The following is a 26179-nucleotide window of genomic DNA, read 5'->3' on the forward strand; positions in this document are numbered from 1 at the left end:
CTGTTAGCGGTGTTTTGGGGGTGCCTATGGCGCCTGCCGCTGCTTAACGGCGATGATCGGCTTTTCGCTAACGCTTCTAATTTGCCCCATGGCCGCCAAACTTGGGCGGGTATTACCACTATGGTGGATAAGACCTGGAATACCTTTAATGGGCGCCTAGCTGATGGGCTAGGTGCGGCCTGGTTTGGTTTTGGTTTGGGCGGGGCCCGGGTGCTGATGGCGCTGGGGTACGTGCTGTTTGCGTTTTTGGTGTGGGTTTATGCCACTCGCCTGGGCCCTAAGGATGAGGGTGACTATGCGCAGCTAAGTCCCTGGCGTACCTGGGTGCGCCGTGATTTGTTGGCACAGCTTTTAGCTAGTGCGATCCCGTTTATGCTGATTGGGTTTCATTTCCATTTAAGCGGCAGCGCAGTGTTTTCGATGGCTGTGGTGTGGAATTACCTGTTTTCTTTGAACCTGGTGCTGGTGGCTTTCTATCCGCTGGCTAGGGCGGCGCGTGGGGGCTTTTCTTGGCGTTGGCAGTTGGCGGCTGCCCCGCTGATTGTGTTGGCCATGGTGATGCATGAGATGACTTCTGTGGCCGCGCTGGGTTTGGTGGCTGGTTTGTTGGCTTTTTGCCCGCGTCTGCTTACCCGAGCGATTACTTGGGTTTCGCTAGCGGCTACCAGCTACGGTTTTTATCTGAAAGTTACCGCCCCGGGGTTGTGGGAACGTATTGAGCGCAACTCTAAGCCCACCGGTTCGCCTAATGATTTGCTGCCTGAGGAGGTAAAGCTGCATTTGCGCCTGGCGGGCACGCTCGCCAATGTAGCGGTGGTGTATATCGCCTTGGTGGTGCTGGTGGCAGTGACTTTGATTTGGCTGCATGGGCGTGCTTTATTGGCGACGACGCCGTCTTGGTCGCGTTGGCAGCCCAGCCGGAGCCTGTGGGTGAGCTCGCTAGTGGCCCTGTATGCGGTTAGCGCCGCCTGTGTGGGGGCGTGGATTATGGCTGGGCGGCGTTATTTGTTAATTATCGACGACGCCTATGGGCGTGGCCGCTACCCGCTGATCACCCAAATGGATGACGCTAGTGGCGCGGTGATTGGCTGGGCTATAGCTAGTTTTGTGATGCTGGCGCTGCTGGCTTTAACCCTGCCTAGACAGTTGGTGGGGCCCCTACCCCTGGCCTTGTTTGGGGCGATTGCGGTTTCTTTGGCGGCTAATAGCTATATGGCCCGTTCGCTTTATGCCGGGGTGGGCCGTGACCACTACATTGCTTTGCTGCTGATGGGCACGCTGATCATAACTAACCTGGTGGCGCTGTCTCGCCTCAGCGGGTCAGGCCGGGCGGTTAGCGTGCTTAGCGGTGGGGTGCTGTTTGTGGCCGCCTCTACCCTGGTGCTGTGCGCTAACCAGCTGCTGGTTAACTATGGGGCTTGGCAGCAGGTGGAGGCCCAGTTTGCGGCGGCCGCTAACGGGCAAAGCACGCTGGTTGAGATCCCTAAAACCATGCCTTGTAATAACGTGATTTCGTATCAGTGGATTGATCCGCCCACTTCTAATGTGAAGCATTTGCGCATCTTCTATGGCCTAAGCTCTAAGGTGCAGATCAAGACTGTACCCCAGGAGCTAACCTGTGCCCCGGCCACAAACCGCTAGCCGCTACCGTCTGCCCACAGCCAATGCGCCGGGATGGGGCGCGGGGCGGGGCGCCGTCGAGCTTAGGGCAGACGCCGCATACGGCGACGAATTGCCACCAGCCCCCACGCCATATTCCACACGTCACGCACTTTAATGCGGGTGGCGTGGGCGCCCTGGTCGGCGGTGAGCACCACCGGCATTTCTGTGATCGGCATCTGGCCGTCGTGTTCAGCTAAAGCCACAATCTCGGTGGAGCTAAGGTAGCCGTTTTCTACCAGCAAGCTGCGGTGGGCGCGAATCCAGTCGCCGTCGATAAACAAAGTTCCCTGCGGGTCACCCACTTTAGAACCCAAAATTACCCGGCGCATCAGCCTAAACACTGCTGAAATAGCCGCACGTGCCATACCGCGATCCACCTGCGAATCAGGGTGGGCTTTAGAACCAATAGCTAGTCCAACAGTGGGGTGGGCCCACCAATAATCCAGGTCAGAGGTGCCAAAAGGCAGGTCGTCGGCGCTAAAGACCACTAGTGGCGCCGTCGAGACACTAATGCCCCGCCTATAGGCACGCCCCATCCCCTTAGCGCTAGCCACCGCCTCCACGGTGAAAATATCCACCCCGTCATAAAGGCTGGGCCCATAGGTAAGCGCTAAGCCCTCCAGCAGCTCAGCGGTGCCATCCTGGGAGGCGTTTTCAACCACAATGGCACGCATAGGCACCCGCCGCCCCCGCGACCAGGCGGCCAGACGCGCTAGAGTCCCTTCCAATACGGTCACCGAGTTGTGGGCAGGAATAATAACGTCAATAGCTCCCGGCAGCTCACGCGGCTGTGCCTGGGCTACCTGCAGGCGGCGTGGGAAGACCACATAGCGGTAAATCGGGTAGTTCCACACGGTAGTTACGGCGGTGCAAATAATCTTGCCCAGCGTAGCCGAAAGCCCCAAATGATCCACTAAAGCAATCATGGCCACAGTGGTAGCCAACCAGTTAAAGCCCACCAAAACGAAATACATGATGAGCGAATACAGGCGATTGGCGTAGCTTTTAAAAGCAAAGTTACGCTGGCCTAAATAATTAACTGCAAAGCCGCTCCAGTAGCCGGCAGCAACCGCTAAAGCCGTAGCCATCTGCGCAGCTAGCGGGGTGGTGGCCACCAACACCATGCGGGTAACTACGGTTACTAGCAGGTCCACCACGAAGGCGGTGCCACCAACACCTAGATAACGCAGTATCGATGATTTAAATAAACGCGCTAGCATCCCGTTTCCTAACTGAATCAGCGCTAATTATACAAACTGGGGCCGCACTATCGAGTGCGACCCCAATTTGATGAGATTAGTTTTAGAAGTGGACAGCCTGCCCGCTAGCAGCAGAAGCCAAGATGCCTTCCACTACCTTCAGCGCGTTTAGGCCTTCTTCCATGGAAACGTGCTCATTGCCCTTACCCAAGATGGCGTCACGGAAGTGCTCGTGCTCCACAGCCAGCGGCTCGCGCTTGGCTAGGGCGTAACGGGTTACCGTGCCTTCGCTTACGCCGCGGAAAGCAGCGATCTGATCCCACTGCAACGGCATGTCGCCGTTTTCGTAGAAGGTCAAATCACCCATAGCGGTGTCAGCTACTAGGGCACCGTGCTCACCGGTCACAATAGTGGTGCGGTCCTTGAAGGGGGTCAGCCAGTTAACCAGGTGGTTAACCAGCACACCGTTCTTGAAGGAACCAGAAGCTACCACCATGTCCTCGTGCTCGCGGCCCGAGCGGTGGGCGGTCTGGGCGTAGATTTCCTTGTATTCGCTTCCGGCAACCCAGGCGGCCAGGTCAACGTCGTGGGTGGCCAGGTCCTTGACCACGCCGACGTCGCTGATGCGGGCCGGGAAAGGCGACTGACGGCGGGTAACCACCTGGTAGACGTCACCTAGCTGGCCTTCAGCTAGACGCTTGCGCATCTCCAGCAGGGCCGGGTTGCAGCGCTCAACATAGCCCACCGCACCGATCAGGCCGGCAGACTTGAAGGCTTCAGCTACACGCTGGCCGGCCTCCACTGAGGCAGCCAGGGGCTTTTCAACCAGGGTGTGCACCCCAGCTTCAGCCAGAGCCAGGGCGGCCTCCTCATGGAAGACGGTAGGCACAGCCACAATGGCGGCGTCGATACCTACCTCAATCATGGCAGAAACGGAGTCCAGCACCGGCAAAGAACCGGCCACCCCGAAGCGGTCACCACCCGGGTCAGCTACAGCTACCAGCTCAAAGCCCTCAGTGTTGCGGGCGTTGCGCACATGGTGGCGCCCCATCGAGCCTAGGCCCAGGACACCAACGCGAAGCGAAGCACTCATCAGGCACCAGCCTTCACAACAGCAGCCACGGCCTCAACAATGCGCTCCAGGTCAGCCTGGCTCAGCGAGGGGTGTACCGGCAGCGACAGGCACTCGCGAGCAGCCTTCTCGGTGACCGGCAGTTCCAGGCCGGGAGCGTACTTGGTCAGCGAGTCCAGACGGTGGTTGGGGATCGGGTAGTACACGCCCGAGCCTACCTGCCACTGCTCACGCAGGGCCTTTTGTAGCTCGTCACGCTCGCTGGCGCTAGCACCCTCGAAACGGATGGTGTACTGGTGGTAGACGTGACGGTAGCCCTCGGGCACGAAGGGGGTGACTACACCCTCAACCCCGGCCAGGCCCTCGTTTAGGAAGGCGGCATTTTCCTGGCGCTGCTTGGTCCAGCCAGCCAGCTTGCTTAGCTGTACGCGGCCCACGGCGGCGCCGACGTCGGTCATACGGTTGTTTAGACCCACCAGCTCGTTGGCGTACTGGCGCTCCATACCCTGGTTACGCAGCAGGCGCGAGCGGTGGTATACACCCTCGTCACGGGTGGTGATCATGCCGCCCTCAAGGGAGGACATGTTCTTGGTGGGGTAGAAGGAGAAGGAACCCCAACGGCCGAAGGTACCCACCTTGGTGCCGTCGATGGAGGCGTCATGGGCCTGGGCGCAGTCTTCGTAGACGTCTAGGCCGTGGCGCTGAGCGATTTCTAGGATCGCGGGCATGTTGGCGGGCAGACCGTATAGGTGCACGACCTCAATGGCGCGAGTGTTGGGGGTGATAGCAGCTTCAACCGCAGCCGGGTCCAGGGTGAAGGTGTTTACGTCGATGTCGGCAAACACCGGGGTGGCGCCGGAGATGGCCACAGAGTTGGCGGTGGCGGCGAAGGTGAAGGAAGGCACGATTACCTCAGCGCCGGGCTCTAGCTCGCTAGCTAGGGTGGCTAGGTGCTGGGCGGAGGTACCGGAGTTTACGGCCACACAGTGGGCGCCGCTAACTACCTGCTCGGAGAATTCGTCCTCGAAGGCCTTTACCTGAGGACCCTGCACCACCATGCCGGAGGCGATAACCGCGTCCACGGCAGCGCGCTCCTCAGCACCGAAGACAGGCTTTGCCGGGGGAATGAATGCGAGTTCCATTTACTTTTCTACCTCTTTCAAAGTGGTGTTGGAGTTTGAGTCTGTGACTTCCTGATAGTGAGTCCCAGTGGCGGGGCAACGCCACACACCCGCCTGTTCGGTAGCTACCAGCGGTTCGCCGGCTTTACCAACCCAAGCAATGCGACGTGCGGGCACGCCCGCTACCAGCGCATAGTCGGGTACATCCTTGGTGACCACGGCGCCAGCTGCCACAGTAGCCCAGGCCCCGATGGTTACCGGAGCTACACATACACTGCGCGCACCAATCGCCGCGCCGGTCTTGATGGTTACCCCTACAGGCTCCCAGTCCGAAGCTGACTTAATGGTGCCGTCAGGATTAACCGCGCGCGGGAAGTGATCGTTAGTAAGGGTCACAGCCGGGCCGATGAAGACGCCGTCGTCAATCACGGCGGGCTCGTAGACCAGAGCGTAGTTTTGGACCTTACAGTTATCACCCATCTTTACGCCCTCACCGATGTAGGCACCACGGCCCACAATGCAGTTACGGCCAATCTGAGCGTGCTCTCGCACCTGTGCTAGATGCCAAATACTTGACCCGTCACCAATTTGAGCCTCGGGTGAGACATCCGCCGTATCAACGATGCGTACTGCCACGTTGGTTAGCTCCTTTACGCAAAAACTGCATGAGACAAGGTCAGTCTATCCCTAGTTTTTCTGCTAATCGAGCCCATAGGGCTACGTGAATAGGAGTTAGTTCATAGCGCAGATGTAATTTCCTGGCACAATTGCGTTTATGCAAACTTTTGACCCGGCCGAGCAGACCTGGCTCGTTGTCCCTCTTTACAATGAAGCCCAGGTAGTGGCTGAGGTTATCGCCAATGCGCGCAAAACCTTCCCTAATGTTGTTTGCGTTGACGACGGTTCACGCGACGATTCAGCTGCGCAAGCCCGCTCTGCGGGGGCGATTGTGGTCTCCCACCCGCTTAACCTAGGCCAAGGTGCTGCCCTACAAACCGGCATCACCTATGTGTTAACTCGCACTAATGCTCGCTATATAGCTACTTTTGACTCTGACGGCCAGCACTCCACTGATGATGTTATGGCCATGGTGCGCCGCGCCCATGATGAGGATCTGGCGATTGTGTTGGGATCGCGTTTCCTTGAGGGCACCGCCGATACTGGCACGCTTAAGCGCATTGTGCTGCGTACCGCCGCTTGGGTTGGTTCTAAGACTTCAGGTATGAAGCTCACTGACGCCCACAACGGCCTGCGCCTGTTGCGCCGTGACGCCGCCGAAAAGTTGGATCTGCACCAAAACCGGATGGCTCACGCTAGCGAAATTATTCGCCAGCTTGGCGCCAGTGGCCTGCCTTGGGCTGAGCAGCCGGTACACATTGAGTACACCGATTATTCGCGTTCTAAGGGCCAGTCCTTGTGGAACAGCGTTAATATCCTCGTCGATTTGATGTTCAGCTAAGGAGCTAGCTAAATGGATTCTCAGTTTTTAATTAAGAGCCTGCTAGCCCTGGGCGTGGTGCTTATGGGCGTGATGCTGCTGCGCAACTCTGGCGGAGCTAAGCACATGGCTGGGCGCCGTATTGTCACGCTGGCCTTTGTGGTTTTTGCCCTGGTCACGATTGCGGTGCCGTCCCTGACCACCTATCTGGCTCACTTTGTGGGCGTTGGCCGTGGTACTGACTTGCTGCTTTATGCGCTGGTGCTGGCCTTCTTGGCGTCTTTGCTTTCCAGCTTCCGCCGCGCCTCTATCCAGGAGCGGCGCCTGACTAAGTTGGCCCGCGCTTTTGCTTTGGCTCAGGCCCCCGACCCCAGTGCTTTGGGTCCGGTTCCCCCGGCAGATAAGGCCGACGACGCCGCCAAGTAAGTTTTTGCCCCCGACTTTGCTGCCCAGCCGGGCACCACTTAGCCAGGTGCCCCCTTGGCCGGACGCCACTTAGCCGGGCGCCGTCGGCAAAAACCCGGGGATAAAACCCAGGGACGTGAATAAGCCCCCCAAGCTCGGGGGGCTTAAGTGTGCTTAGCGCAGTGTTTAAGCACGCACAGTATCTAGGCGTACGCAGCGTTTAGGCGTGCTTGGTGCGCTGGTTGGGACGACGCACTTCCATTTCTTCACGCAGGCTCAAGCCGGCGTTAATGGCTCCACGCAGCGGGGCCTGCCACAGGTGCGGGTAGATACGCGACATGTATAGGCGCGCTGAGGCATGGTGGGCGCGGATCATGTTTTCAGGCCGGGCTTTCCAGCTGGCGCCTTGCTCATGTACTACTACCGCCCCGGGTACCTGCAGGTTTTCATAGCCTGCCTTCCCCACGCGGGCACCTAGGTCCACATCCTCAAAGAACATGAAGTAGGCGTCGTCAAAGCCACCTAGCTCCTGCCACACTTTACGCGGCAGCAGCAGGCAGGCCCCTGAGAGCCAACCCACCGGGTGGATGGTGTCTTCATTGGTGCCGTGGTAGGCCTTGGTTAGCGGGTTTGAAGGCCAAATGCGCCCTAGGAAGGCGTGGCCGGCGCCGCGTCCCAGGGTGGGCAGGGCGCGTCCGGAGGGGTAAACCGTGCCGTCGGTGTTAAGCAGGCGCGGGCCTAGCGAACCGGCGCGCTTATTGGCCAGGCCAGCGGCCACCAGCACATCTAGGGCACCGGGGCGGAACACTAGGTCAGGGTTGGCCACCACAATCCAGTCTTCACTTAGATCCTTGGCAGCAAAGTTCACTCCCCCGCCGTAACCCAAGTTGCCCGGGCCGTAGCCACGGTCAGTGTTGGGGTCGCGCACTACGGTTGCGTTGTATTTGGCGGCTAATTCATCTACTAGCTCGTGCTGGGCGCCGTTGTCGGCAATGTACACGTTCACCTTTGCGCTGGTTGCCGGCGCAATAGAAGCCAGGAAACGTTCCAGTTCACTACCGGGGTTGTAGGTAACCGTGATTAACCTAATGGTTTGCTCAGACACATCCGGCGTAGCTTGGCTCGGGCTTAGTAGCTCTTCTGCGCTAACTTCTGAGCCGCGCTCAGCGGCAGATTTATCAAGGTTTTCAGGCACGTTCTTCTACTCTTAGGCTCGATTATTCTGGCGGTAACTAGACCACACTTAGTAGTTTTATAACCTATCTGACTGAAAACATCCTCAACGTTACCTAAACTTGACCTCATGACTGCGTCTAAGCTCCCCCCGCGCCATAGTGCAAAGGAACTGGTAAACCACCGATTGCGCCGTTTTTTTTACAGTGCTCTAGCGGCGGTATTGTTTGTCACTTCCTTTGGCGCTATGGCCTGGCATGACCTGCAGTCTTCGGTTAACCAGATCGACCCTAATCAGTTCCTCATTGGTAATCGCTCCAATCGCCCTGTCACTGACTACGACGGACGTGCGGTAAACATTTTGGTAATGGGTACTGACTCGCGTCAGGGCGCCAACAACATCGACGGCGGCGCGGCCACTGAGTCTTCGGCTCGCTCTGACACCACCATGATCATGCACATTAGTGCCGACCGTAAACGTATTCAGGTGGTTTCTATCCCCCGTGACACTATGGTGGATATTCCTGAATGTAAGAGCGCTGATGGCACTATCACCGACTCGATGTATGCACAGTTCAACACGGCCTTTGCTAACGGCGCCGGGAGTGGAGATTTAAGTGCCCGCGCCTTGGCTGCCGGGGCGGCCTGCGCTATTTCCACCGTGGAGAAGCTAACCGACATCCACATTGATGACTACATGGTGGTGGACTTTGCTGGCCTTAAAAACATGGTGGATGCTCTAGACGGCGTCGGCGTGTATGTCAGTGAAGACATTGATGACCCCGAATACACCCAACTCAAGCTTGATAAGGGTTGCCACCACCTTGATGGTTCGGCAGCGGTTATGTATGCGCGTGTGCGTCACGGCGTCTCTGACGGCTCTGACCTGCACCGTATTGAGCGCCAGCAGAACCTGATGGGCGCCATGATGCGTACCGCTATGCGTAAGAACCTGCTCACTAGCGCCCCTGACCTGTACGCCTTCGCTAAGGCCGCGCTGGGCACACTAACCACTTCCCCGCATGTGGGGCAGCTAAACACTCTGGCTGGTTTAGCTATGAGTGTGCGTACTATTGGTTTTGCTGGCATTGAGTTCATCACCGCCCCTAATGAGGCTGACCCCGATGACCCCAACCGCGTGGTTTTGCGTGAAAAAGACGCCAAAGCCCTGTGGAAGTCCTTGAAGGACGACAAGCCGGCCCCCACTAACACCGTTTCTTCTACCGCTAACGGCACCCCGGCCCCGGCCGCCACTGCCACCGCCCCTGAAACTGAGGACCCGGCGCAAGAGACCGAGCCCAGTAGCGAAGAAACCACTCAGGCTCCCGCACCCAAGGCGTCGTCGCCCGCCCCGGCACCCAAGGCTTCCGCTACCCCCACTACCGACCCCGCATTACAGTGCAAGTAAGGGAGGGTAAATAGTTGACTCAGTTTCCCCCTAGTCAGCCGCCCAGGCGCCGGCGTTTAGTCACTAATGACTCCGGCGCTGACCAACCACCTACCGCAGCCGGTTCCCAGGGCGGTGCTGGCACCCCGGCGCGTCGTAATTCTGGCTCTAGCCGGGTTAACCCCAAGTCCACTAGGTCTGGCTCTGGGGCACCGGCGCAGCCAATTTCAACCCGTTCTACCTCTGATGAGGCTACCCGCGCCGCTGGTTCGGCGCAGGCACGTCCCTCTAGCCGGGTGGGTCGCTCTGGCGGCGCTGTGCCGCTTCCCGACGCCCGCCCCGGCCGCGCGCCCAGCCGCCCAGACTGCACGCCCAGCTACTCAGGCCGCCCCGGCGCCCGGGCACGCTAGTGGAGCGCAAACAGCCTTACCCCAGTCACTGTCTGGTCAAAGTGCCGCGCGCACCAGTGGGCCGCAGACGATTCCCCCACAGTCGATTCCTCCGCGCACTGGCTCAGCGCAGGCGCGTCCTTCTAGCCGGGTGGGTCGCTCTGGCGGCGCCGTACCTCTTTCCGACGACGTCGCCCCCGCACGCCCAGCCGCCCAGGCTACCCAGGTAGGACGCGGCGGGGCCCCTACGCGCACTGGCCTGCGCCCAGCCGCCCAGCCAGCAACTGTGCCCCCTAGGCGTAACTCTCGTGCATCCTCACGCCCAGTAATGCCCACACGTTTACCAATTGACGAACCACCGGCCAGCCCTAGTCGCGGCAAGCGCCGCTGGCTTAAATACACCAGCGCAGTGCTAGCCGTCATTTTGATTACCCTGTGTGGCTACACCTGGCACCTGTGGAATAAGGCCAGTGACCAGCTGCGCCGGATTGATGCACTGTCAAGCATGGCTGACACTCCCGGCGAGACCTGGCTGATTGTGGGTTCAGACTCGCGTTCCGACGGCGCCATTGCAGATACCACCACCGCCGGCCAGCGCGCCGACTCGGTGATGGTGCTGCATAAGGCTGAAAACGGCCAGACTTCACTAACCTCCCTGCCGCGTGACACCTACGTGAACATTCCCGGCTACGGTGAGGACAAGATCAACGCCTCCTACGCCTATGGCGGCGCCAAGCTGCTGGTAAAGACCGTAGAGGGCTTAACCAAGATGAAGGTCAACCACTATGTTGAAGTTGGTATGGGCGGCGTTAAAAACGTCGTCGATGCTGTAGGTGGGGTTGAAGCCTGCCTGGACTACGACGTAGATGATCACGATTCAGGTTTGATCTGGAATACCGCGCAGGGCAAATGCCAGCAGGTTAACGGCGAAAAGGCGCTAGCTTTCTCACGTATGCGTAAATCTGACCCCACTGGCGATATTGGCCGTGGCCTGCGTCAACGTGCCATTATTTCAGCGGCAGTGAAGAAGGCTATGTCTCCCTCTACCCTGCTTAACCCCTCGGCCACCAGCAAACTGGTTGACGCCGGCACTGGCTCACTGACTGTGGATAAGGATTCAGGCGTGTGGGATATTGGCCAAATGGTGCTGGCTTTCCGCTCAGCTTCAAACGATGGTCTAACCGGTGCTCCTCCCATTGAAGACCCCGACTATGAGCCGGGAGATGTGGGCTCCACCGTGTTGCTGGTAGACACCACCGCACCGATTTTCTTCGGCAAGGTACGCGACGGAAGGCTCACCGCCAGCGACTTCAACCAGGCTAAATAAGGCTCCAAATAAACAGTTAAGGCCCGTTGAGATTCACTCTCAACGGGCCTTAAGCTTTGCCAGCTCAGCGCCAGCTAGTAGTTAGAAATGTGGGCGCTTAGGGTCAGCCTGCCAAGCGGTGTAGCTGGAGGTGACAATGTCATCCAGGTTGTACTGGGCCTGCCAGCCAAGTACCTCGGTGATGCGCGTGGCGTTACCGATCAGCTTGGGCGGGTCGCCGGCGCGGCGCGGCAGCTCTTCAGGCTCCAGCTTGGAGCCAGTAGCTGCGATTACCTTGGCTACCACTTCACGCACTGAGGCACCCTGGCCCGTGCCCACGTTGAATACGTGAGCCTGCATTTGCTTGCCGTTACCCAGGTAATCCAGGGCGGCAATGTGAGCGGTGGCTAGGTCGCGCACGTGGATGTAGTCACGGATGCAGGTGCCGTCGGGGGTGTCATAGTCGGTCCCGAAGATCTTGGGGGTATCGCCCTTAACTAGGCGCTCCATAACCATCGGGATCAGGTTTAGTGTGGCCATGTCACCTAGGTCGTCCCAGCCGGCTCCGGCTACGTTGAAGTAGCGCAGACCCGCCCAGCGCAGGCCCCAGGCGCGCTCGCAGTCGGCCATCATCCATTCGCCGATTAGTTTGGTTTCGCCGTAAGGGTTGATGGGGTGGCAGGCTACTTCTTCGTCGACGACGGCGACGTCGGGCATCCCATAAACGGCTGCGGAAGAGGAGAAAATCATCTGATCCACCCCCGCCTGTTCCATGGCTGCCAGCATATTGGCTAGGCCACCAATGTTTTGCTGGTAGTACCAGGCCGGGCGAGCCACTGACTCACCTACCTGCTTGCGCGCAGCGAAGTGGATTACGCAGTCCACACCTTCTTCGCGCATTACCTGCTCTAGGCGCTCTTGGGCCTGGGCGCCAGCCACGTCAAGCTGCACTAGCTTGGCTTGACCGATGCGCTCGGGCGTGCCGTAAGACAGGTCATCTACGACAACTACTTTGTCGCCGCGCTCAAGTAGTAGACGCACAACGTGGGCGCCAATGTATCCGGCACCGCCCGCTACTAGGACGGTTCGAGGCTCGTGTTTTGTGTTCACCGCTCTATTCTAACCCTAAATTGTTCGTTTGTGTTCGATTTCGATAGTTTGTGTAGCTTCTGGGTGGTTACGCTAGAGCTTTGCAGCCTAGCTGCCGGCCAGCCCATATCAATCCAGCACCAGCTACGGTCTAGTTACCGGCCACGCGCTCAGCTAGCGCACGCCCCTTAGCCTTAGCCAGCTCACCTAGCTCCACTTGGAACTGGCGCATAGCTGCCCGCAGCTGCTGGGCCTGCTCACCCTCGCCGCTAGCCAAAATACGCACCGCTAGCAGGCCAGCGTTGCGCGCTCCGCCAATAGAAACCGTGGCCACAGGCACGCCGGCAGGCATCTGCACAATCGACAGCAGCGAATCCATGCCGTCCAGGTACTTCAGCGGCACGGGCACACCAATCACCGGCAGTTCACTAACCGCCGCCAGCATTCCCGGCAGGTGGGCGGCCCCGCCAGCGCCGGCAATGATTACACGCAAACCACGCTCGCTGGCCTGGCGGCCATACTCAATCATTTCCACCGGCATACGGTGAGCTGAAACCACCCGGGCCTCATAGCTAACACCGAACTCTTCCAGGGCCTTAGCGGCCGCTTCCATAGTGGGCCAGTCAGAATCCGACCCCATCACAATGCCTACTACAGGCTGCTTATCGCTCACGGTTTTCCTTTCAAGGTTTTTAAAGCACTAGCTAAACCACCGGGCAGCTTTACAGCTGCGGGCAGGTAAGTACATGGGCCACCTGGCGGCCAATCTCTACCGCCTGAGCGGGATCTTGCCCCTCAGCCAAACTCAAGTTCACATGCCCCAGCTTGCGTCCACGCCGAGCCTGCTTACCGTAAAGGTGAATCTTGGCTTGCGGAGCTAGCTGCAAAGCCTGGGCCAAGCGGCTAGAGGGGTCAGGTAGGAGCGCGTCAGTTTCTTGACGCCAACCAATCACGTTAACCATTACGGTGGGCGCCACCAGCTGCGCACTACCTAACGGCCAGTCCAACACGGCCCGCAGGTGCTGTTCAAACTGGCTAGTTAGAGCCCCATCCTGGCTCCAGTGACCACTGTTGTGGGGGCGCATAGCCAGCTCATTGATATACAGCTGATCGCCACCATCACCTTCAACCACAAACATTTCCACTGCCAGCACACCGGTAACCTCAAGCTCACTGGCTACGCGCTTAGCCACCTGCTGGGCTAGCGCGGCGGTAGCCGGTTTCAAACCTGGGGCTGGGGCCAGCACTGTGTCGCACATGCCCTCAACCTGCACGGTTTCCACCACCGGCCAAGCCTCCACCTGGCCACTGGGGTTACGGGCCACCAGGGCCGCAAGTTCACGGGTGAAGTTAACTGCCTGCTCTACCAGCAGGCAGCTGACCTGGGCGCCTCCTAGTGAGCCACCACCGCCCACACCGGCGCCGTCGGCCAAAGCTTTAAACCACTTTGCAGCCTCACCATTTTCAAGCTCAGCGGCGTCATTAACCAGCAGCACCCCGTGACCGTCATAGCCGCCCTGAGGGGTCTTTAACACCACCGGCCAGCCATGCTGCAAGGCAAACTCAAGCACCTCAGCGGGCTGGCTAACCGGGCTCCAAGCCGGCTGAGGCAGCTCCAAGCGCGTCATAGCGCGGCGCATTTCTAGCTTGTCGCGGGCGTAAAGCAAAGCCTGGGCGCTAGGCTGCACCGATACACCCTGGGCCGCTAACTGCTGCAACAAGGCGTGATCTTGGTGCTCGTGTTCAAAAGTTAAAACCGCTGCGTCAGCTAGATCTTGGAGCTGCTCCCCCTGTTTGGGCTGCAGCAAATCACGCACTGCCCCGGCGTCGTCGGCCCGCCCCACTGGGGCATCAGGCATTACCTGCGCCGCAGACCCGTCCGGGGCCTCCACTAAAGCACGCAGGTGCACACCTAGCGCACTCGCTTCTTCTTGCATCATGCGAGCTAACTGCCCGCCGCCAATAACTGCCACAGTTGGTGCACTCACGTTATTAGCCTACCCGCCTTAAGCGGGGCGTGCACAGAACGGCACACTTCGCAAAACCCACATAGGATATGGACGTGCAACATTCAAGTATCCCCCATCGCCTCCAGGTACTGGCAGTGTGGGCTATTGCCTCGCTGATTGGGCTGCTGATTTTTAATCTGGGCGGCCTAGACACCCCCCAGACTTATTGGAGCGCAGCTAAGCCCAGCTACCTGCAGCATGTGGCTTTTTGGGATTCTGAGTGGTACTACCGCGTGGCCACCCAGGGCTATCCCGACTCCACCAGCTTGCCGATTGGTCAAGATGGCCGCGTGGGTCAGAACACCTGGGCGTTTATGCCCATCTATGCCTATTTAAGTGGTGGCCTGGCTGGGCTACTCTCGGCTAACTATTACACCTGCGCTGTGGTGGTGGCCTGGTTGGGCTCAGCTTTGGCGGCTTTGGGTTTGGATGCCTGGATGCGTCCGCGCGTGGGTAAGGCGGCCAGTTTGCTGGGGGTGGCGATTTTCTTCACCTGCGGCCCGGCCATTATTTTGCAGCTTCCTTACGCCGAGTCTTTGGGATTGGCGCTGGTGGCGATTGGTTTCGCGGTTTTAGCTAAGCGTCGTTTTGCCTGGGCCATGGTGGTGTTTGTACTGGCTGCTTTTACCCGCCCGATCGGGGTGCCGCTGGGGGCTGCCCTGGGCCTGTGGTGGGTTTGGGAGGAGCTGCGGGCGCGCGGTCTGATTTCGACCTCCCGCTTTGATGCGTCTTTCTCTTCCGCCCGGGTTTATGCCGACGCCGACCCTTACGCCGCTAATTACGACGCCGCCACCGCTGTCCCTAATGAGGCCGCTATTGCCTCTTTTGAAACTGCACCTGACCTGACCGCGAGCGCTTCTTTTGAGGCCGCCCCGCCGGCTATTCCTGCGCCTCCTAGTGAGGCTGGCACCGTGTCCCCTAGTGAGGCTGGCGCCGTCGGCACTGAAACCACCGACTCTGCCCACGCTGGCCCGCAAGCTGGCGACTCTGAAACTAGCGGCCCTGAAGCTAGTGAGTCTGCCACTAGCGCCATTGCTTCTTTTGAGGCCACCCCCATTGCAGCAGGTGCCGAGTCCTCCCCAGGTTACGACGTCGTCGCTAATTACGAGGCCACAACCCCTAGCAACGCGCCGGCCCCTGCACCAGCCCCGCCAGCTTTACCTAGCTTTACGCCTATGGATTTAAGCCCCCTGCCGCTGAGCAGCAAAGACCGCCTGTGGCTGTTTGTTACTGCCGCAGTCACCTGCGCGGCTGCTTTGACCTGGCCGCTGCTGGCTTGGATCGCCACTGGACGCATGAGCGCATATGTGGACACGGAAACTGCTTGGCGTGGCGTGGACCTGGCCCCATTTGAGGCCTGGATTAACCGCTCTGCTAGCTTTGGTGGCGCCCACGCAGGTGTTATTGGCCTGTTTGGGGTGCTGGTGCTTAGTGCGTGCGTGCTGAGCTGGCCTCAGCTGCGTCAGTTGGGGCGGCTGACCTGGATGTGGTGCGTATGCTACTGGGTTTACCTGCTGATCTTCTTCGACCCTTCCTCCTCAGTTTTTCGCATGTTGCTGATGGTTGCCCCACTGGCCTGGGCTGTGGCAGCAAGGCTAAGTAAGCGCCCACGCGCCGCCTTGGCGGTTTTAACTGTAGGTTTGATTAGCCAGGTGTTGTGGGTAGCTTGGGTGTGGGATTACGGCTCAATTAGCATCCTGTGGGTTCCCTAAATTATTTACGGGTTTTTTCTTTAGAAACAGCTAATGGCCAAAACCTGCAGTTCAGGTCACATTTATAGACAATAGGACTATGTCAGGTTGCACAAGTTAATCGATTTGCTTTCAGTTTCAAGTTTTCATTAAGGTATTTCACTCATTTATCTACCAGTTACCTTTATTTAGGCAGTACCAAAACATCCTGACGCCCATTAGGATGCAAATATGCAGTTCCCAAACATATCCCCCAGCCGTTTCCCCCATCGGCTCCAAGTCCTGGCCGTCTGGCTACTTATAACCCTACTAAGTCTGTTGATCTTCAACCTTTCAGCCATTGACACCCCCGCAAGCCGTTGGGTGCCAGCTAACCCCAGTTACCTAGAACACGTATCCTTATGGGATTCCAAGTGGTATCACCGCATCATCACTGAGCGTTACTTCACTAAATTAACTTATGACGCTAATGGTCACGTACGCCAAAACACTTGGGCTTTCATGCCAGTTTTCCCCTTGCTGAGTGAAGCCCTGGCCACACTTACTTCTACCATCACCACAAAAAGCTATTTTGCCTGTGCAGTAGTAGTTTCCTGGATTAGCTCAGCAGCCGTAGCTCTAGGTCTTGACGCTTGGCTATGCCCGCGCGTAGGCAAGCGCGCCAGCCTGCTAGGCGTAGCTCTTTTCTTCAGCTTCGCCCCGGCTATTGTCATGCAGCTTCCCTATGCAGAGTCTTTAACCTTAGCGCTGCTGACTTTTGGTTTCATACTGCTAACTAAGCGGCGCTTTATTTGGGCTATTTTACTCTTTGGTATTGCCGAGCTCACTCGCCCTATTGGCGTCCCACTCGGGGCCGCAATCGGTTTATGGTGGTTCTGGGAAGAACTACGAGCGCGCGGCATAGTCTCCCCAACCTCGCGCTTTAATAGCTCATTCCTGCCATTTAAAAAATCAGCCGACCTCGCCGGCAACGTTAGTGACGACGTCGCCGCTACTACCCCGCAAACTGCCACCACTCCACTAGACATTAGCCCCACCCCACTCAGTAAAAAAGACCGTATCTGGCTATTTGTAACCGCCATCATTACTTGCGCTGGAGCACTTTTCTGGCCGGCATTCGCCTGGTTCATTACCGGGGTACCTAGCGCCTACACGGATACCGAAACTGCCTGGCGCGAAGATAATTTAGCCCCGTTTATGTCCTGGATTAAGCAGGCCACCATTTACGGGGGCCCTAACTCGGGTATCGTCGCCCTAATAGCAGTGCTAGTTCTAAGTATCTGCGCACTTAGCTCTAGTCAACTACGCAAGCTAGGGCGCCTAGCCTGGATGTGGTGTGTATGCTACTGGGTTTACCTACTGGTCTTCTTCGACCCCTCATCCTCGATTCTACGCATGCTACTTATGATGGCCCCGCTAGCTTGGGTGCTTGGCGCTAAACTGAGCAACCATCTACGCGCTGCGGTAGCGCTTATTGCACTAAGTGTTGTCTCCCAGGTGCTGTGGATAGCTTGGATTTGGGACGCTCACTCACTCTCACTCAGTAAGATCTACTGGATGCCTTAAGCCTTTTTAAGTATCTTTCAGAAACCAACGGAATAAATAATGCTAAGCTCATCCCTCGTCTCTCAGCGTCTGCGCGCCTGGATTGTAGAGTTCATGCAGTTCGGCGCAGTTGGCGCCTCCGCCTTCGTGATCGACGCCGGGCTATTTAACGTATTCCAGTACGCTCCCATGCCTCTAGGGTTCCTGTCTGGACACCCCAACAGCGCCAATGTTTTAGCGGCCACGATCGCCACCATCTACTCCTGGATAGCTAACCGACTGTGGACTTACCGCGGTCGCACCCAAGAAAACGTAGTACGCGAAGGCACTCTCTTCGTTATTGCAAACATTTTGGGGCTATGCGTAACCCAGGCCTGTTTGCTCTTCACCCACCACGTACTAAACATCAACACCCAGCTAGGCGACAATATTGCCGCCTATGTGGTTGGTTTCGCTCTGTCTACAGCCTGCCGGTTCCTCTTCTACCACTTTGTAGTGTTTACCGGCACCAGTCAGGGTGAAGAATCCAAGTCTTGACGACATTGGTGCCTTAGTACACACCCAACAATTAGGGCTGCTCACAGCCAGAGCCCAACCTAGGGATTTAAAGTTTGCCTTATGTTCAATCTCGCTGCTAGCGCCACGCTAGTTCAGACCTCTATCACGCCTGACTGGCTTGATGCCGGTACTTTGATCAATAAGTTTGTTGAATGGCTCGGCCCCTGGGCCATCATCGGCGTAATGCTGGTGATTTTCGCTGAAACCGGTCTGCTGGTGGGTTTCTTCCTACCTGGCGACTCACTGCTATTCACCCTAGGCATGTTTGTGGGCACCGGCGCCGTACCGGTACCGATCTGGGTGGCTGCCCCAGCGGTTTTCTTGGCTGCCATTGCCGGTAACGGCACCGGTTATCTAATCGGTAGCAAGGTTGGCCCCAAGATCTTTGACCGCCCCGATGGGCGCCTGTTTAAGCAGAAGTACGTAACCAACACCCAGGAGTTCTTTGAACGCCACGGTGGTAAGGCCGTGACCCTGGCCCAGTTTGTGCCGATTATCCGCACCTTCACCCCGGTTATGGCCGGTGTAGGCAAGATGCACTACCGCCACTTTGCCATCTTTAACATGATCGGGGCTTTCTTCTGGGCTTTTTGCATCACCCTGCTAGGTTTCTGGCTGGGTAACTTCACCTGGGTGCGCGAAAATATTGAGCACATGATCCTGGTGATCGTGTTCATCTCACTGCTACCCATGATTATCAAGGGCTTGCAGTCTTACCTGGCCTCTCGTAAGGCCCAGTCCTGATCCCATCTGGCCCAGTCAGGGCCCAGCTTTAGATCCGGCCGTTTACGCCCGGCTCGGCCATCTAAGCCGACGGCGCCGGCCACTGGCAGGTTCAGATTTTTCTGAACCTGCCTACTTTTTTTCGGTTCCGGCTTTTTCAGCCAGCACCCACTCGGTTCGCTTTAGCGACCAGGGAATAATCTCTCCCAATCCCTTGGCTTCTTGCTTGTTACAAGGGTGGATCACGTATTTACTGGCAACCTTTGAGGTTTTGATGAGCGCCGCCGTGTTTCCATCCATCCGGATTCCCCCGGGAGGGGCCATATTGACTAGGCGTGAAGCCAGGTTGACGGTAGGCCCAAATACGTCACCGGATAGGGAAACTACCTCCCCGCTTACTAGCGAGGCGCGTAGCCGAAGCTTGTGGCTGCCTCCCTGAATTTCTTCCATCAGGGCGGTAACCACATCGGCGGCGGTGGACAGATCATTGGCAATATACATAACCGCGTCACCAATGGTTTTTACGATTCGCCCACCGCGCGAAGTAACCACATCGCGGGCAGTGTCCTCAAAGTCGTGCAGCAGCCGGGTAAGTTCTTGCGGACTCAGGCGTGCAGCTAACGCCGTGAAACCCACAATGTCGATAAAACCCATTGAGCGTTTTAGGGGGAAATGGCCGTCACGACGCTGGGGCCCTTCAGCACTGATCTCACTGTTGGTGCGTTGAATTAGCGCCGCAAAATGGCGCCTCCAGGTGTACAGCAGCTGATCTTGCAGGTTTTCAGCCAGTTCATTGGCTTTCTCAATGGCCAATTCCCGAGCTTGCATGTCACTAATGTTTTTCTCAGCCGCAATCTGAGCTACCATCGCCTCAAACTGCCACAGCACCAGGCGGTCCATGGTGTATGACTGGGCGCGCAGTATGTTTTTTACCGCAGCCGGCTTCATGCCGTGTTCGTCTACCAGGGATTTGACACCGCGCGCAGCTTCAATATCGGCGTCTGTAATCACGTAGGCGTCGTCGTCGATATTTACAAAACCCAAGGCGCGCCAGTAACGACGGGCCTGCCCTATATCAACATTTAGCTCTTGCGCGGCTTGGCGCAGGGTTTTTACGGGCTGTGCGCCGAGCATCTGTACCGCTGGCGGATCGAGCGGCAATTGTGCATCGGTATCAATCACACAGGCAATGGTATCTCAGATCACATTTAGGACGCAAAGCGGGTTTTTAAAACGTCTCCGGCCTGCACTTCTACCTCTCCACTGGGGGTGGAAATAACCAATTGTGGACGAATATCTGTGGCGATGCCAGCGACGACGTCGTCCCCCTCCCCTACCTGCACCTGCTGCCCTAAGGTCAGACAACCCTGGCAAATTCGCCTGTGTAGCACCGGCGGCAGGGAAGTAACCTTGGCCGGGCCCTCACCGTTTACCCCCAGCTCACGTAGCGCAAAATCAATGGTGGTGCCTAGTTCTAGCACTAGCGCTGGGATTTTAACGTTAGCCCCAGCTAGCGCCAACGAACCGGCCCAATCAACCGGCAGTTGCTCGCGGCTTTGGGCTACATTAATGCCCACGCCAGCAATTACCGCATAGCTGCCATTAGGGTTGGCCACTAGCTCGCATAGCACCCCGCAGACTTTGCGGGCTTGACCCCAGCCGGGCACCTCCTCTAGCTCAATTCCTGAGTCTGGACGGGGCTGAATTAGCACGTCATTGGGCCATTTGGTGCCCACCTGCCACAGATTTGTGTCTAGATAGCTGGCTAGTAGTTTCGCTACCGCGTCGCCAATGATTAGCGGCAGCCAACCTAGTAGCTGCTCGTTTAGGCCGGGATAAAGCACGGTTGATACCAGTAGGGCGCCGCGTTCGGGGGTCACCCAGCTGCGTCCGCCGCGTCCGCGCCCGGCGGTTTGGCTAATGGCTCGCAGCGCCGATAGGTGAGGCCAGCGGCTGGGGGCGTCTAACCGCAGCAGCCCGCTTGGGGTGGTTAGTTGTGAGTAAAGATAGGTTTGAGTGGAATCAATTTTTTCTACGACGGTTAAACGGCTAAATCCCATGCGTCAAGCTTCCCACATCTGCGTCTTTGCGCGTTAACTAGGGATAATCTAGGCCCATGATTGTGCTTGCTTCTAAATCTTCAGGTCGTTTAGCTACCCTACGAGCTGCCGGCATTGAGCCGCAGGTGGCTGTGTCTGAGGTGGATGAGCGCGCCGTTGAGCAGCAGGTGCGTAGCGCCCAGCCTGATTGTGGGCCGCAGGTGGTGGTGCAGGCTTTGGCTTTAGCTAAGGCGCAGGCGGTGGCGCACCAGCTTGGCCGTAGTGGGCTTGCTGGCTGGCGTTATGTGGTGGGCTGCGATTCTATGCTGCTTATTGACGGCCAGTTGGTGGGTAAGCCTGCTAGTGCCGACGACGCCGTCGAGCGCTGGCGTTCTATGCGTGGCCGTAGTGCCACGCTATTTACTGGTCACGCGGTTATTGCGTTAAGCCCCACCAAGGGCTACAGCCCTGATAGCCCCCAGGCGCAGGGGGTTTCGCGTGCGGTAATTAATTTTGCCGAGGTGAGCGATAAGGAAATAGCGGCTTATGTGGCCAGCGGTGAGCCCATGTACTGTGCGGGCGCCTTCACGATTGATGGCCTGGGTGGGGCTTTTATCGAATCTATTGAAGGCGACCCGCACGGAGTAGTGGGTCTGTCACTGCCCTTGCTGCGCAGGCTATTGGCCCAGCTGGGCGTGACCTGGACTGACCTGTGGCAGAGCTAAGGGCTAGAGACCGCAGCTAAGTCCTTGACGTATGCGCCAGATCTTATCTTTGTAGATGAGATACTGTTCGTACGTTGCCGTTGACGAGGGATTTGGCGTAAATGGATGGCAAGCACTAGGTGTGGAGCCGTCTACAGCGAATGCCTCTAGTAGGTATTTACGCTGCTGAGATAAACCTGACCAGAAACTTATGCCGTTAGGGCCAGCACCACGTTCACAAATCCAGAAATTTCCCTTGACTGTGGCCATGTCACTGACCTTGAAGTCGGGTGCTTTATCAGCGTGCTCATTACACCATTTAGCCTTAGCTTCATGGTCTTCACGCGTGTCCCGATAGTACGGGTCTTGGTCACCCAGAGAGGGGTTAGCTGTTCGGGGAGCGGAAGTGCTAATATCACTGGATTTATTACCTGCTTGGGCGTTCTCTTTAGTGCTTGAACCGCACCCAGAGGTAATCACTAATACGCCAATAATCATCCAGATAATGGCTACTGGCCTGCTACCCATTTTCTAACCCTTCTAGAGAGTAATTACGCTAGATAATCGACAACTGCCAGTACGTTACCGGGATAGTACTAACGCAGCGGGGTGATTACTTCGCCAGACTTGAAAGTTAGCTTCACACCTAGCGTGGCGCTATCGAGAGGCATGGGCTCACCCTTAGCTAGGTAGCTTGGGTCTACATCCACCGTGACACTGTTGGTTTCCGCAGATAGACCTACACCTAGAACTGGGTTACCCCACAGATTATTCTCAGTGATGTAGTCACTGACCCTTTGAGCGTCAGCTTCAGTCACAGTGGTGGTCTTAACCCTGATGTGCTGGGGGTACTTTGAGGCCAGAGCTGATAGCTGCTCCATGCCCGGGCCGGCAACGTTACGCACATATACCTCTAGCACCTGCCTGTCAGAGGTTAGTGAGCTATCGATAATGTTATCGGAATGGTGTTCCCGCAATGGCGTGAAGTCCGCCAGAATTTTGTACATGACCTCGGGCTGTTCACCACGCCACACCCGGTCTCCGTTTTGGTCGGTTTCTACCACACCAACCTTCGGGCCAGCAAAATCTGGGTTCTCAATCGGCTTTGAACCGAATGTGCCCATGGCGCTAACGGTTAACACGGCTAGGCCTGCAGCTAAGCAAATGACAGCTTTACGCATGATCAGGGACTTTCAACTAGAGCAGTGAATAAGGAGGGTTAGGCTCTAACGAGCCATGTACGTGGAGAGGTTTACTAGCCACGGCTAGCCGGGTTTCGGTTTAATTATCTGCCTAATAGCGAGCGTACATAAAAAAACACGGCTAGAAGAACAAACGTTCTTCTAGCCGTTTAGCTAAGTGCACGCATTGGCAGTTGCTAGGTTTTAAACCTGACAAAGCCTTGCGTTAGTGCGCTAGTCCTGATTCTGCGGCGGCAGGGCGGCGATCATCGGGTCGTCATAGTCCTGCACCCCAGCAGCGCGGGCACCGCCGGGAGAGCCTAGGCCCTGTAGCTCAAAGAAGTCGATGTTAGCGCGGGTATAGTCGGCCCACTCTTCAGGCACATCGTCTTCATAGAAAATAGCTTCAGTCGGGCACACCGGCTCACAGGCACCGCAGTCAACGCACTCTTCAGCATTGATGTAAAGCGTGCGGGCGCCCTCATAAATGCAGTCCACGGGGCATTCGTCAACGCAGGCGCGGTCCTTAATATCCACGCAAGGTTGGGCGATGACGTATGTCATCTCTTCCTCATTTCCTTAACAGTTGTGTTACTTGTTGCGTCGCTGAGTACGGAAGCGCTCTTGGCCATTAAGAATCACCTTACGGATACGCACTGCCTCCGGGGTGACCTCTACGCATTCATCATCTGCAGCAAACTCTAGCGCCTCTTCCAAAGTTAGCTTACGCGGCGGAGTCAAGTTCTCGAAAGTCTCAGCGGTAGACGAGCGCATGTTGGTCTGCTGCTTTTCGCGCACCACGTTAACTTCCATGTCTTCGTTGCGAGGGTTCTCCCCCACTACCTGGCCCTCATAGGTTTCCTGAGTAGGCTCAACAAAGAAAGTTCCGCGATCTTGCAGGCGAATCAGGGCATAGGCAGTAACCGCACCGGAGCGGTCAGAGATCAGCGAGCCGGTGGTGCGGGTCTCAATCACGCCATGCCAAGGCTCATAGCCTTCAGCAATAGAAGAGGCGATACCGGTGCCACGAGTATCGGTTAGGAACTTAGAGCGGAAGCCAATTAGGCCACGCGCGGGTACCAAAAATTCCATACGCACCCAACCGGCACCGTGGTTGGCCATGGTTTCCATGCGTCCCTTACGGGCAGCCATCAGCTGGGTGACTACGCCTAGGTGCTCTTCGGGAACGTCAATGGTCATGCGTTCCATAGGCTCATAGGTCTTACCCTCCACCTGGCGGGTAACTACCTGGGGCTTACCCACGGTTAGTTCAAAGCCTTCGCGGCGCATCTGCTCCACCAAAATGGCTAGCGCCAGCTCACCACGACCCTGTACCTCCCAGGCGTCAGGACGCGAGGTGGGTAGTACGCGAATAGAAACGTTACCGATCAGCTCTTTATCCAGGCGGTCTTTAACCTGGCGGGCGGTAACCTTCGCGCCCTTAACGCGCCCGGCCATAGGTGAGGTGTTAATACCAACGGTCATGGAGATGGCCGGGTCGTCAACCTTAATCAGCGGCAGCGGGCGGGGATCTTCCAGATCAACCAGGGACTCACCAATTGTGATGTCTTCAATACCGGCCACGGCCACAATGTCACCGGCGTGAGCTTCCTCAGCAGGCTTACGTTCTAGACCTTCAGTAATCAGCAGCTCAGAGATACGGGCCTGCTTAATGTCACCCTCGTGGCGAGCCCAGCCCACGCTCTGACCCTTACGCAGGGTGCCGTTGTGGATACGCAGCAGGGCTAGACGGCCCAGGAAGGGCGAGGCGTCCAGGTTGGTTACGTGGGCCTGCAGTGGGGCATCCTCGTCATAGCTAGGACCAGGGATACGCTCAATAATGGTCTTAAACAGCGGCTCTAGGTTGTCGTTAGCCGGCAGCTGGCCGTCGGCGGGCTGCACAGTGTCAGCGCGGCGAGCCTTAGCGGAGGCGTAGATAACCGGCACGTCAAGCACGGCGTCGATGTCAATATCGGGGTTTTCCTCGGCCAAGTCACTGGCTAGTGACAGCAGCAGGTCGGTGCTTTCCTCCACAACCTCGTCTAGACGCGAGTCAGGGCGGTCCACCTTGTTAACCACCAAAATTACCGGCAGGTTAGCTGCTAGCGCCTTACGTAGCACGAAGCGGGTCTGGGGCAGGGGGCCTTCAGAGGCGTCCACCAGCAGTACGACGCCGTCGACCATAGACAGCCCGCGCTCGACCTCACCACCAAAGTCGGCGTGACCAGGGGTGTCAATCACGTTAATGGTGATGCCATCTTCCATGCCGGCTTCCTTAGCGGCCGGACCACGGTAGTGTACGGCAGTGTTTTTAGCCAGAATGGTGATGCCTTTTTCGCGCTCAAGCTCGCCTGAGTCCATTACGCGCTCACCGGTGGATTCTTCGGTAGCCCGCGCCCCGAAGGCACCGGCCTCCCACAACATGCCGTCAACCAGAGTGGTTTTACCGTGGTCAACGTGGGCTACGATTGCGACATTACGCAGATCCTGGCGTACCGTCATGTAAGGCTTCTTCTTTCTAGATACTTCTATATCCTCACTAGCCTAACTGCCTGGGCCGCCGGCTTACCGTAATGCAGTAGACATCACTTTTGTGCCACCGGCCACCTGCCCTCTATTGCGCTGCCTTAGTCCCCGACGGCGCCGGATATATTCCCCCGACGGCGCCGGCTATCGGCAGCCCTGACCTCGGCTATTAGCGCTCCCCTACGCGGCCACCAACTATTAACGGGCTATAGCGCGATAGCAATCACTAGGGCCAGCGCGGCCACCAGAGTGCCAATGATGGTGCCTTTACGCCACTGGTGGCTATAGGAAGGCTTGGGAGGATTGGTTTTTAGCCCTGAATGCTTTTTTTCTTCATGCAGCTGGGCTTGGTAGGCGTGCAGTAGCTCGATGGCGTTGGCGGCGTCGAGACTGGTGTACTGGGTGGCGCTGCCAGGCTCTATTAGGCGGGGGTCGACGCCGTGGTGAATGATGCGTTTGGCTTCTTTGGCGCGGTTTTCGGCGATTTGGCGGGCTCCGGCGGCGATTCCGCCTACACGCGGGGCAGCGCTGGCCTGCACGCTTGAGTTATCGCTCAGGATTAGTTCCACTCCCCAGCGCCCACTCAGGCGAGTGATTTGGCGCCAGTCGATTAGGTGGGTGCGCCAGGCGTTTCTAACTACGACGGCGTCCTGGTTAAGTTCCAGCTCCGGCAGCCACCACATCATGGTGATAGCCCAACCTAAAGCTCCCATCCAGCCAGCTGCCGCTAGTGCTGAAACGGTGGTGTCGCGCCAGGCCACAGCCCCAACAATTACGGCCACCGCGATCCAGGCGACGATAGTGGCTATACGGGCTCGACGCGAGCGAATAATGACCCTAGGCATAGCTACATTCTTGCACGTTCAAGCTGCCTTACCGGTGCTAGGCGCTAACAGCATATGCACCCGCTTGGAGCTTAAAGCCTTTAGACGGGGTTTTAAATTTGCTGACGATAAACGGAA

Annotated in this window: 25 protein-coding genes; 11 read left to right on the plus strand and 14 right to left on the minus strand. The window is 57.5% G+C overall.

The window, feature by feature from the left end:
* The first annotated feature begins 9 nt into the window (after nt 1–9).
* The gene (locus HMPREF0045_RS04290; RefSeq protein WP_231196674.1) at nt 10–1641 is read left to right on the plus strand and encodes a hypothetical protein; all 1632 of its coding nucleotides are present in this window, start codon (nt 10–12) and stop codon (nt 1639–1641) included.
* 62 nt (nt 1642–1703) lie between these two features.
* Here the strand turns inward: HMPREF0045_RS04290 and HMPREF0045_RS04295 are convergent, their stop codons facing one another.
* The 4 genes from HMPREF0045_RS04295 to HMPREF0045_RS04310 all read right to left on the minus strand — a co-directional run bounded on the left by HMPREF0045_RS04295 (nt 1704) and on the right by HMPREF0045_RS04310 (nt 5690).
* The gene (locus HMPREF0045_RS04295) at nt 1704–2882 is read right to left on the minus strand and encodes a GtrA family protein (RefSeq protein ID WP_005985871.1); all 1179 of its coding nucleotides are present in this window, start codon (nt 2880–2882) and stop codon (nt 1704–1706) included.
* Nucleotides 2883–2964: 82 nt separating this feature from the next.
* Nucleotides 2965–3954, minus strand: a complete 990-nt coding sequence (locus tag HMPREF0045_RS04300) for a Gfo/Idh/MocA family protein (protein ID WP_005985873.1) — start codon at nt 3952–3954, stop codon at nt 2965–2967.
* Entirely contained in the window at nt 3954–5075 is a 1122-nt protein-coding gene (locus HMPREF0045_RS04305; protein ID WP_005985875.1) for a DegT/DnrJ/EryC1/StrS family aminotransferase, read from the minus strand. The genes HMPREF0045_RS04300 and HMPREF0045_RS04305 overlap by 1 nt, the downstream gene beginning before the upstream one ends.
* Entirely contained in the window at nt 5076–5690 is a 615-nt protein-coding gene (locus HMPREF0045_RS04310) for an acyltransferase (RefSeq protein ID WP_005985877.1), read from the minus strand.
* Nucleotides 5691–5829: 139 nt separating this feature from the next.
* Between HMPREF0045_RS04310 and HMPREF0045_RS04315 the strand changes: the two genes are divergently transcribed.
* Both HMPREF0045_RS04315 and HMPREF0045_RS04320 read left to right on the plus strand, forming a co-directional pair.
* Nucleotides 5830–6513 (plus strand): glycosyltransferase family 2 protein, encoded by a 684-nt coding sequence (locus tag HMPREF0045_RS04315; protein WP_005985879.1) that lies wholly within the window; start codon nt 5830–5832, stop codon nt 6511–6513.
* A gap of 12 nt (nt 6514–6525) precedes the next feature.
* On the plus strand, nt 6526–6918 hold the full coding sequence (locus tag HMPREF0045_RS04320; protein ID WP_005985881.1) for a DUF2304 domain-containing protein: 393 nt from the start codon (nt 6526–6528) through the stop codon (nt 6916–6918).
* Between the two features lie 199 nt (nt 6919–7117).
* On the opposite strand, the gene HMPREF0045_RS04325 is transcribed toward HMPREF0045_RS04320, so the two are convergent.
* Nucleotides 7118–8092 carry a glycosyltransferase gene (locus tag HMPREF0045_RS04325; protein ID WP_005985884.1) on the minus strand — a complete coding sequence of 325 codons (975 nt, stop codon included), beginning with the start codon at nt 8090–8092 and terminating at the stop codon, nt 7118–7120.
* Nucleotides 8093–8293: 201 nt separating this feature from the next.
* Here HMPREF0045_RS04325 and HMPREF0045_RS04330 point away from each other — a divergent pair, with 201 nt between their 5' ends.
* The 3 genes from HMPREF0045_RS04330 to HMPREF0045_RS10050 all read left to right on the plus strand — a co-directional run bounded on the left by HMPREF0045_RS04330 (nt 8294) and on the right by HMPREF0045_RS10050 (nt 11173).
* A complete protein-coding gene (locus tag HMPREF0045_RS04330; protein ID WP_231196675.1) occupies nt 8294–9478 on the plus strand; it encodes an LCP family protein in 1185 nt (394 codons plus the stop codon).
* Between the two features lie 14 nt (nt 9479–9492).
* Entirely contained in the window at nt 9493–9867 is a 375-nt protein-coding gene (locus tag HMPREF0045_RS10965; RefSeq protein WP_040315705.1) for a hypothetical protein, read from the plus strand.
* A gap of 130 nt (nt 9868–9997) precedes the next feature.
* Nucleotides 9998–11173 carry an LCP family protein gene (locus HMPREF0045_RS10050; RefSeq protein WP_231196676.1) on the plus strand — a complete coding sequence of 392 codons (1176 nt, stop codon included), beginning with the start codon at nt 9998–10000 and terminating at the stop codon, nt 11171–11173.
* A gap of 81 nt (nt 11174–11254) precedes the next feature.
* Here HMPREF0045_RS10050 and galE read toward each other — a convergent pair whose 3' ends face one another.
* The 3 genes from galE to HMPREF0045_RS04355 form a co-directional block, all read right to left on the minus strand.
* Complete coding sequence (galE, locus tag HMPREF0045_RS04345; RefSeq protein WP_005985891.1) at nt 11255–12262, minus strand: UDP-glucose 4-epimerase GalE; 1008 nt, start codon at nt 12260–12262, stop codon at nt 11255–11257.
* 130 nt (nt 12263–12392) lie between these two features.
* On the minus strand, nt 12393–12881 hold the full coding sequence (purE, locus tag HMPREF0045_RS04350; RefSeq protein WP_050807467.1) for a 5-(carboxyamino)imidazole ribonucleotide mutase: 489 nt from the start codon (nt 12879–12881) through the stop codon (nt 12393–12395).
* Nucleotides 12882–12963: 82 nt separating this feature from the next.
* Nucleotides 12964–14229: a 5-(carboxyamino)imidazole ribonucleotide synthase gene (locus tag HMPREF0045_RS04355; RefSeq protein WP_040315706.1), complete on the minus strand. Its 1266-nt coding sequence runs from the start codon at nt 14227–14229 to the stop codon at nt 12964–12966.
* 68 nt (nt 14230–14297) lie between these two features.
* Here HMPREF0045_RS04355 and HMPREF0045_RS09570 point away from each other — a divergent pair, with 68 nt between their 5' ends.
* From HMPREF0045_RS09570 to HMPREF0045_RS04380, 4 genes are all read left to right on the plus strand, one after another.
* Nucleotides 14298–15962, plus strand: coding sequence for a hypothetical protein (locus HMPREF0045_RS09570; RefSeq protein ID WP_414105151.1), 1665 nt, complete (start codon nt 14298–14300; stop codon nt 15960–15962).
* Nucleotides 15963–16259: 297 nt separating this feature from the next.
* Nucleotides 16260–17507 carry a hypothetical protein gene (locus tag HMPREF0045_RS04370; protein ID WP_231196677.1) on the plus strand — a complete coding sequence of 416 codons (1248 nt, stop codon included), beginning with the start codon at nt 16260–16262 and terminating at the stop codon, nt 17505–17507.
* A gap of 39 nt (nt 17508–17546) precedes the next feature.
* Complete coding sequence (locus HMPREF0045_RS04375; RefSeq protein WP_005985900.1) at nt 17547–18023, plus strand: GtrA family protein; 477 nt, start codon at nt 17547–17549, stop codon at nt 18021–18023.
* A gap of 81 nt (nt 18024–18104) precedes the next feature.
* Nucleotides 18105–18788, plus strand: a complete 684-nt coding sequence (locus HMPREF0045_RS04380; protein ID WP_005985902.1) for a VTT domain-containing protein — start codon at nt 18105–18107, stop codon at nt 18786–18788.
* A 111-nt stretch (nt 18789–18899) separates the two neighbouring features.
* Here the strand turns inward: HMPREF0045_RS04380 and HMPREF0045_RS04385 are convergent, their stop codons facing one another.
* Together HMPREF0045_RS04385 and HMPREF0045_RS04390 are read right to left on the minus strand one after the other, a co-directional pair.
* Complete coding sequence (locus HMPREF0045_RS04385) at nt 18900–19901, minus strand: adenylate/guanylate cyclase domain-containing protein (RefSeq protein WP_005985904.1); 1002 nt, start codon at nt 19899–19901, stop codon at nt 18900–18902.
* 74 nt (nt 19902–19975) lie between these two features.
* A complete protein-coding gene (locus HMPREF0045_RS04390; RefSeq protein WP_005985906.1) occupies nt 19976–20827 on the minus strand; it encodes a biotin--[acetyl-CoA-carboxylase] ligase in 852 nt (283 codons plus the stop codon).
* 56 nt (nt 20828–20883) lie between these two features.
* On the opposite strand from HMPREF0045_RS04390, the gene HMPREF0045_RS04395 reads away from it, so the two are divergent.
* The gene (locus HMPREF0045_RS04395; RefSeq protein ID WP_005985908.1) at nt 20884–21531 is read left to right on the plus strand and encodes a Maf family protein; all 648 of its coding nucleotides are present in this window, start codon (nt 20884–20886) and stop codon (nt 21529–21531) included.
* Nucleotides 21532–22106: 575 nt separating this feature from the next.
* Here the strand turns inward: HMPREF0045_RS04395 and HMPREF0045_RS04405 are convergent.
* The 4 genes from HMPREF0045_RS04405 to HMPREF0045_RS04420 all read right to left on the minus strand — a co-directional run bounded on the left by HMPREF0045_RS04405 (nt 22107) and on the right by HMPREF0045_RS04420 (nt 26062).
* A complete protein-coding gene (locus tag HMPREF0045_RS04405) occupies nt 22107–22691 on the minus strand; it encodes a hypothetical protein (protein ID WP_005985912.1) in 585 nt (194 codons plus the stop codon).
* Between the two features lie 234 nt (nt 22692–22925).
* Nucleotides 22926–23255: a ferredoxin gene (fdxA, locus tag HMPREF0045_RS04410; RefSeq protein WP_005985914.1), complete on the minus strand. Its 330-nt coding sequence runs from the start codon at nt 23253–23255 to the stop codon at nt 22926–22928.
* 27 nt (nt 23256–23282) lie between these two features.
* Nucleotides 23283–25193 carry a translational GTPase TypA gene (typA, locus tag HMPREF0045_RS04415; protein WP_005985917.1) on the minus strand — a complete coding sequence of 637 codons (1911 nt, stop codon included), beginning with the start codon at nt 25191–25193 and terminating at the stop codon, nt 23283–23285.
* Between the two features lie 230 nt (nt 25194–25423).
* Complete coding sequence (locus tag HMPREF0045_RS04420) at nt 25424–26062, minus strand: PH domain-containing protein (RefSeq protein ID WP_005985921.1); 639 nt, start codon at nt 26060–26062, stop codon at nt 25424–25426.
* Nucleotides 26063–26179: the final 117 nt, after the last annotated feature.

Origin of the sequence: Actinomyces graevenitzii C83, from assembly GCF_000239695.1 — a bacterium.
Lineage (GTDB): Bacteria > Actinomycetota > Actinomycetes > Actinomycetales > Actinomycetaceae > Actinomyces > Actinomyces graevenitzii.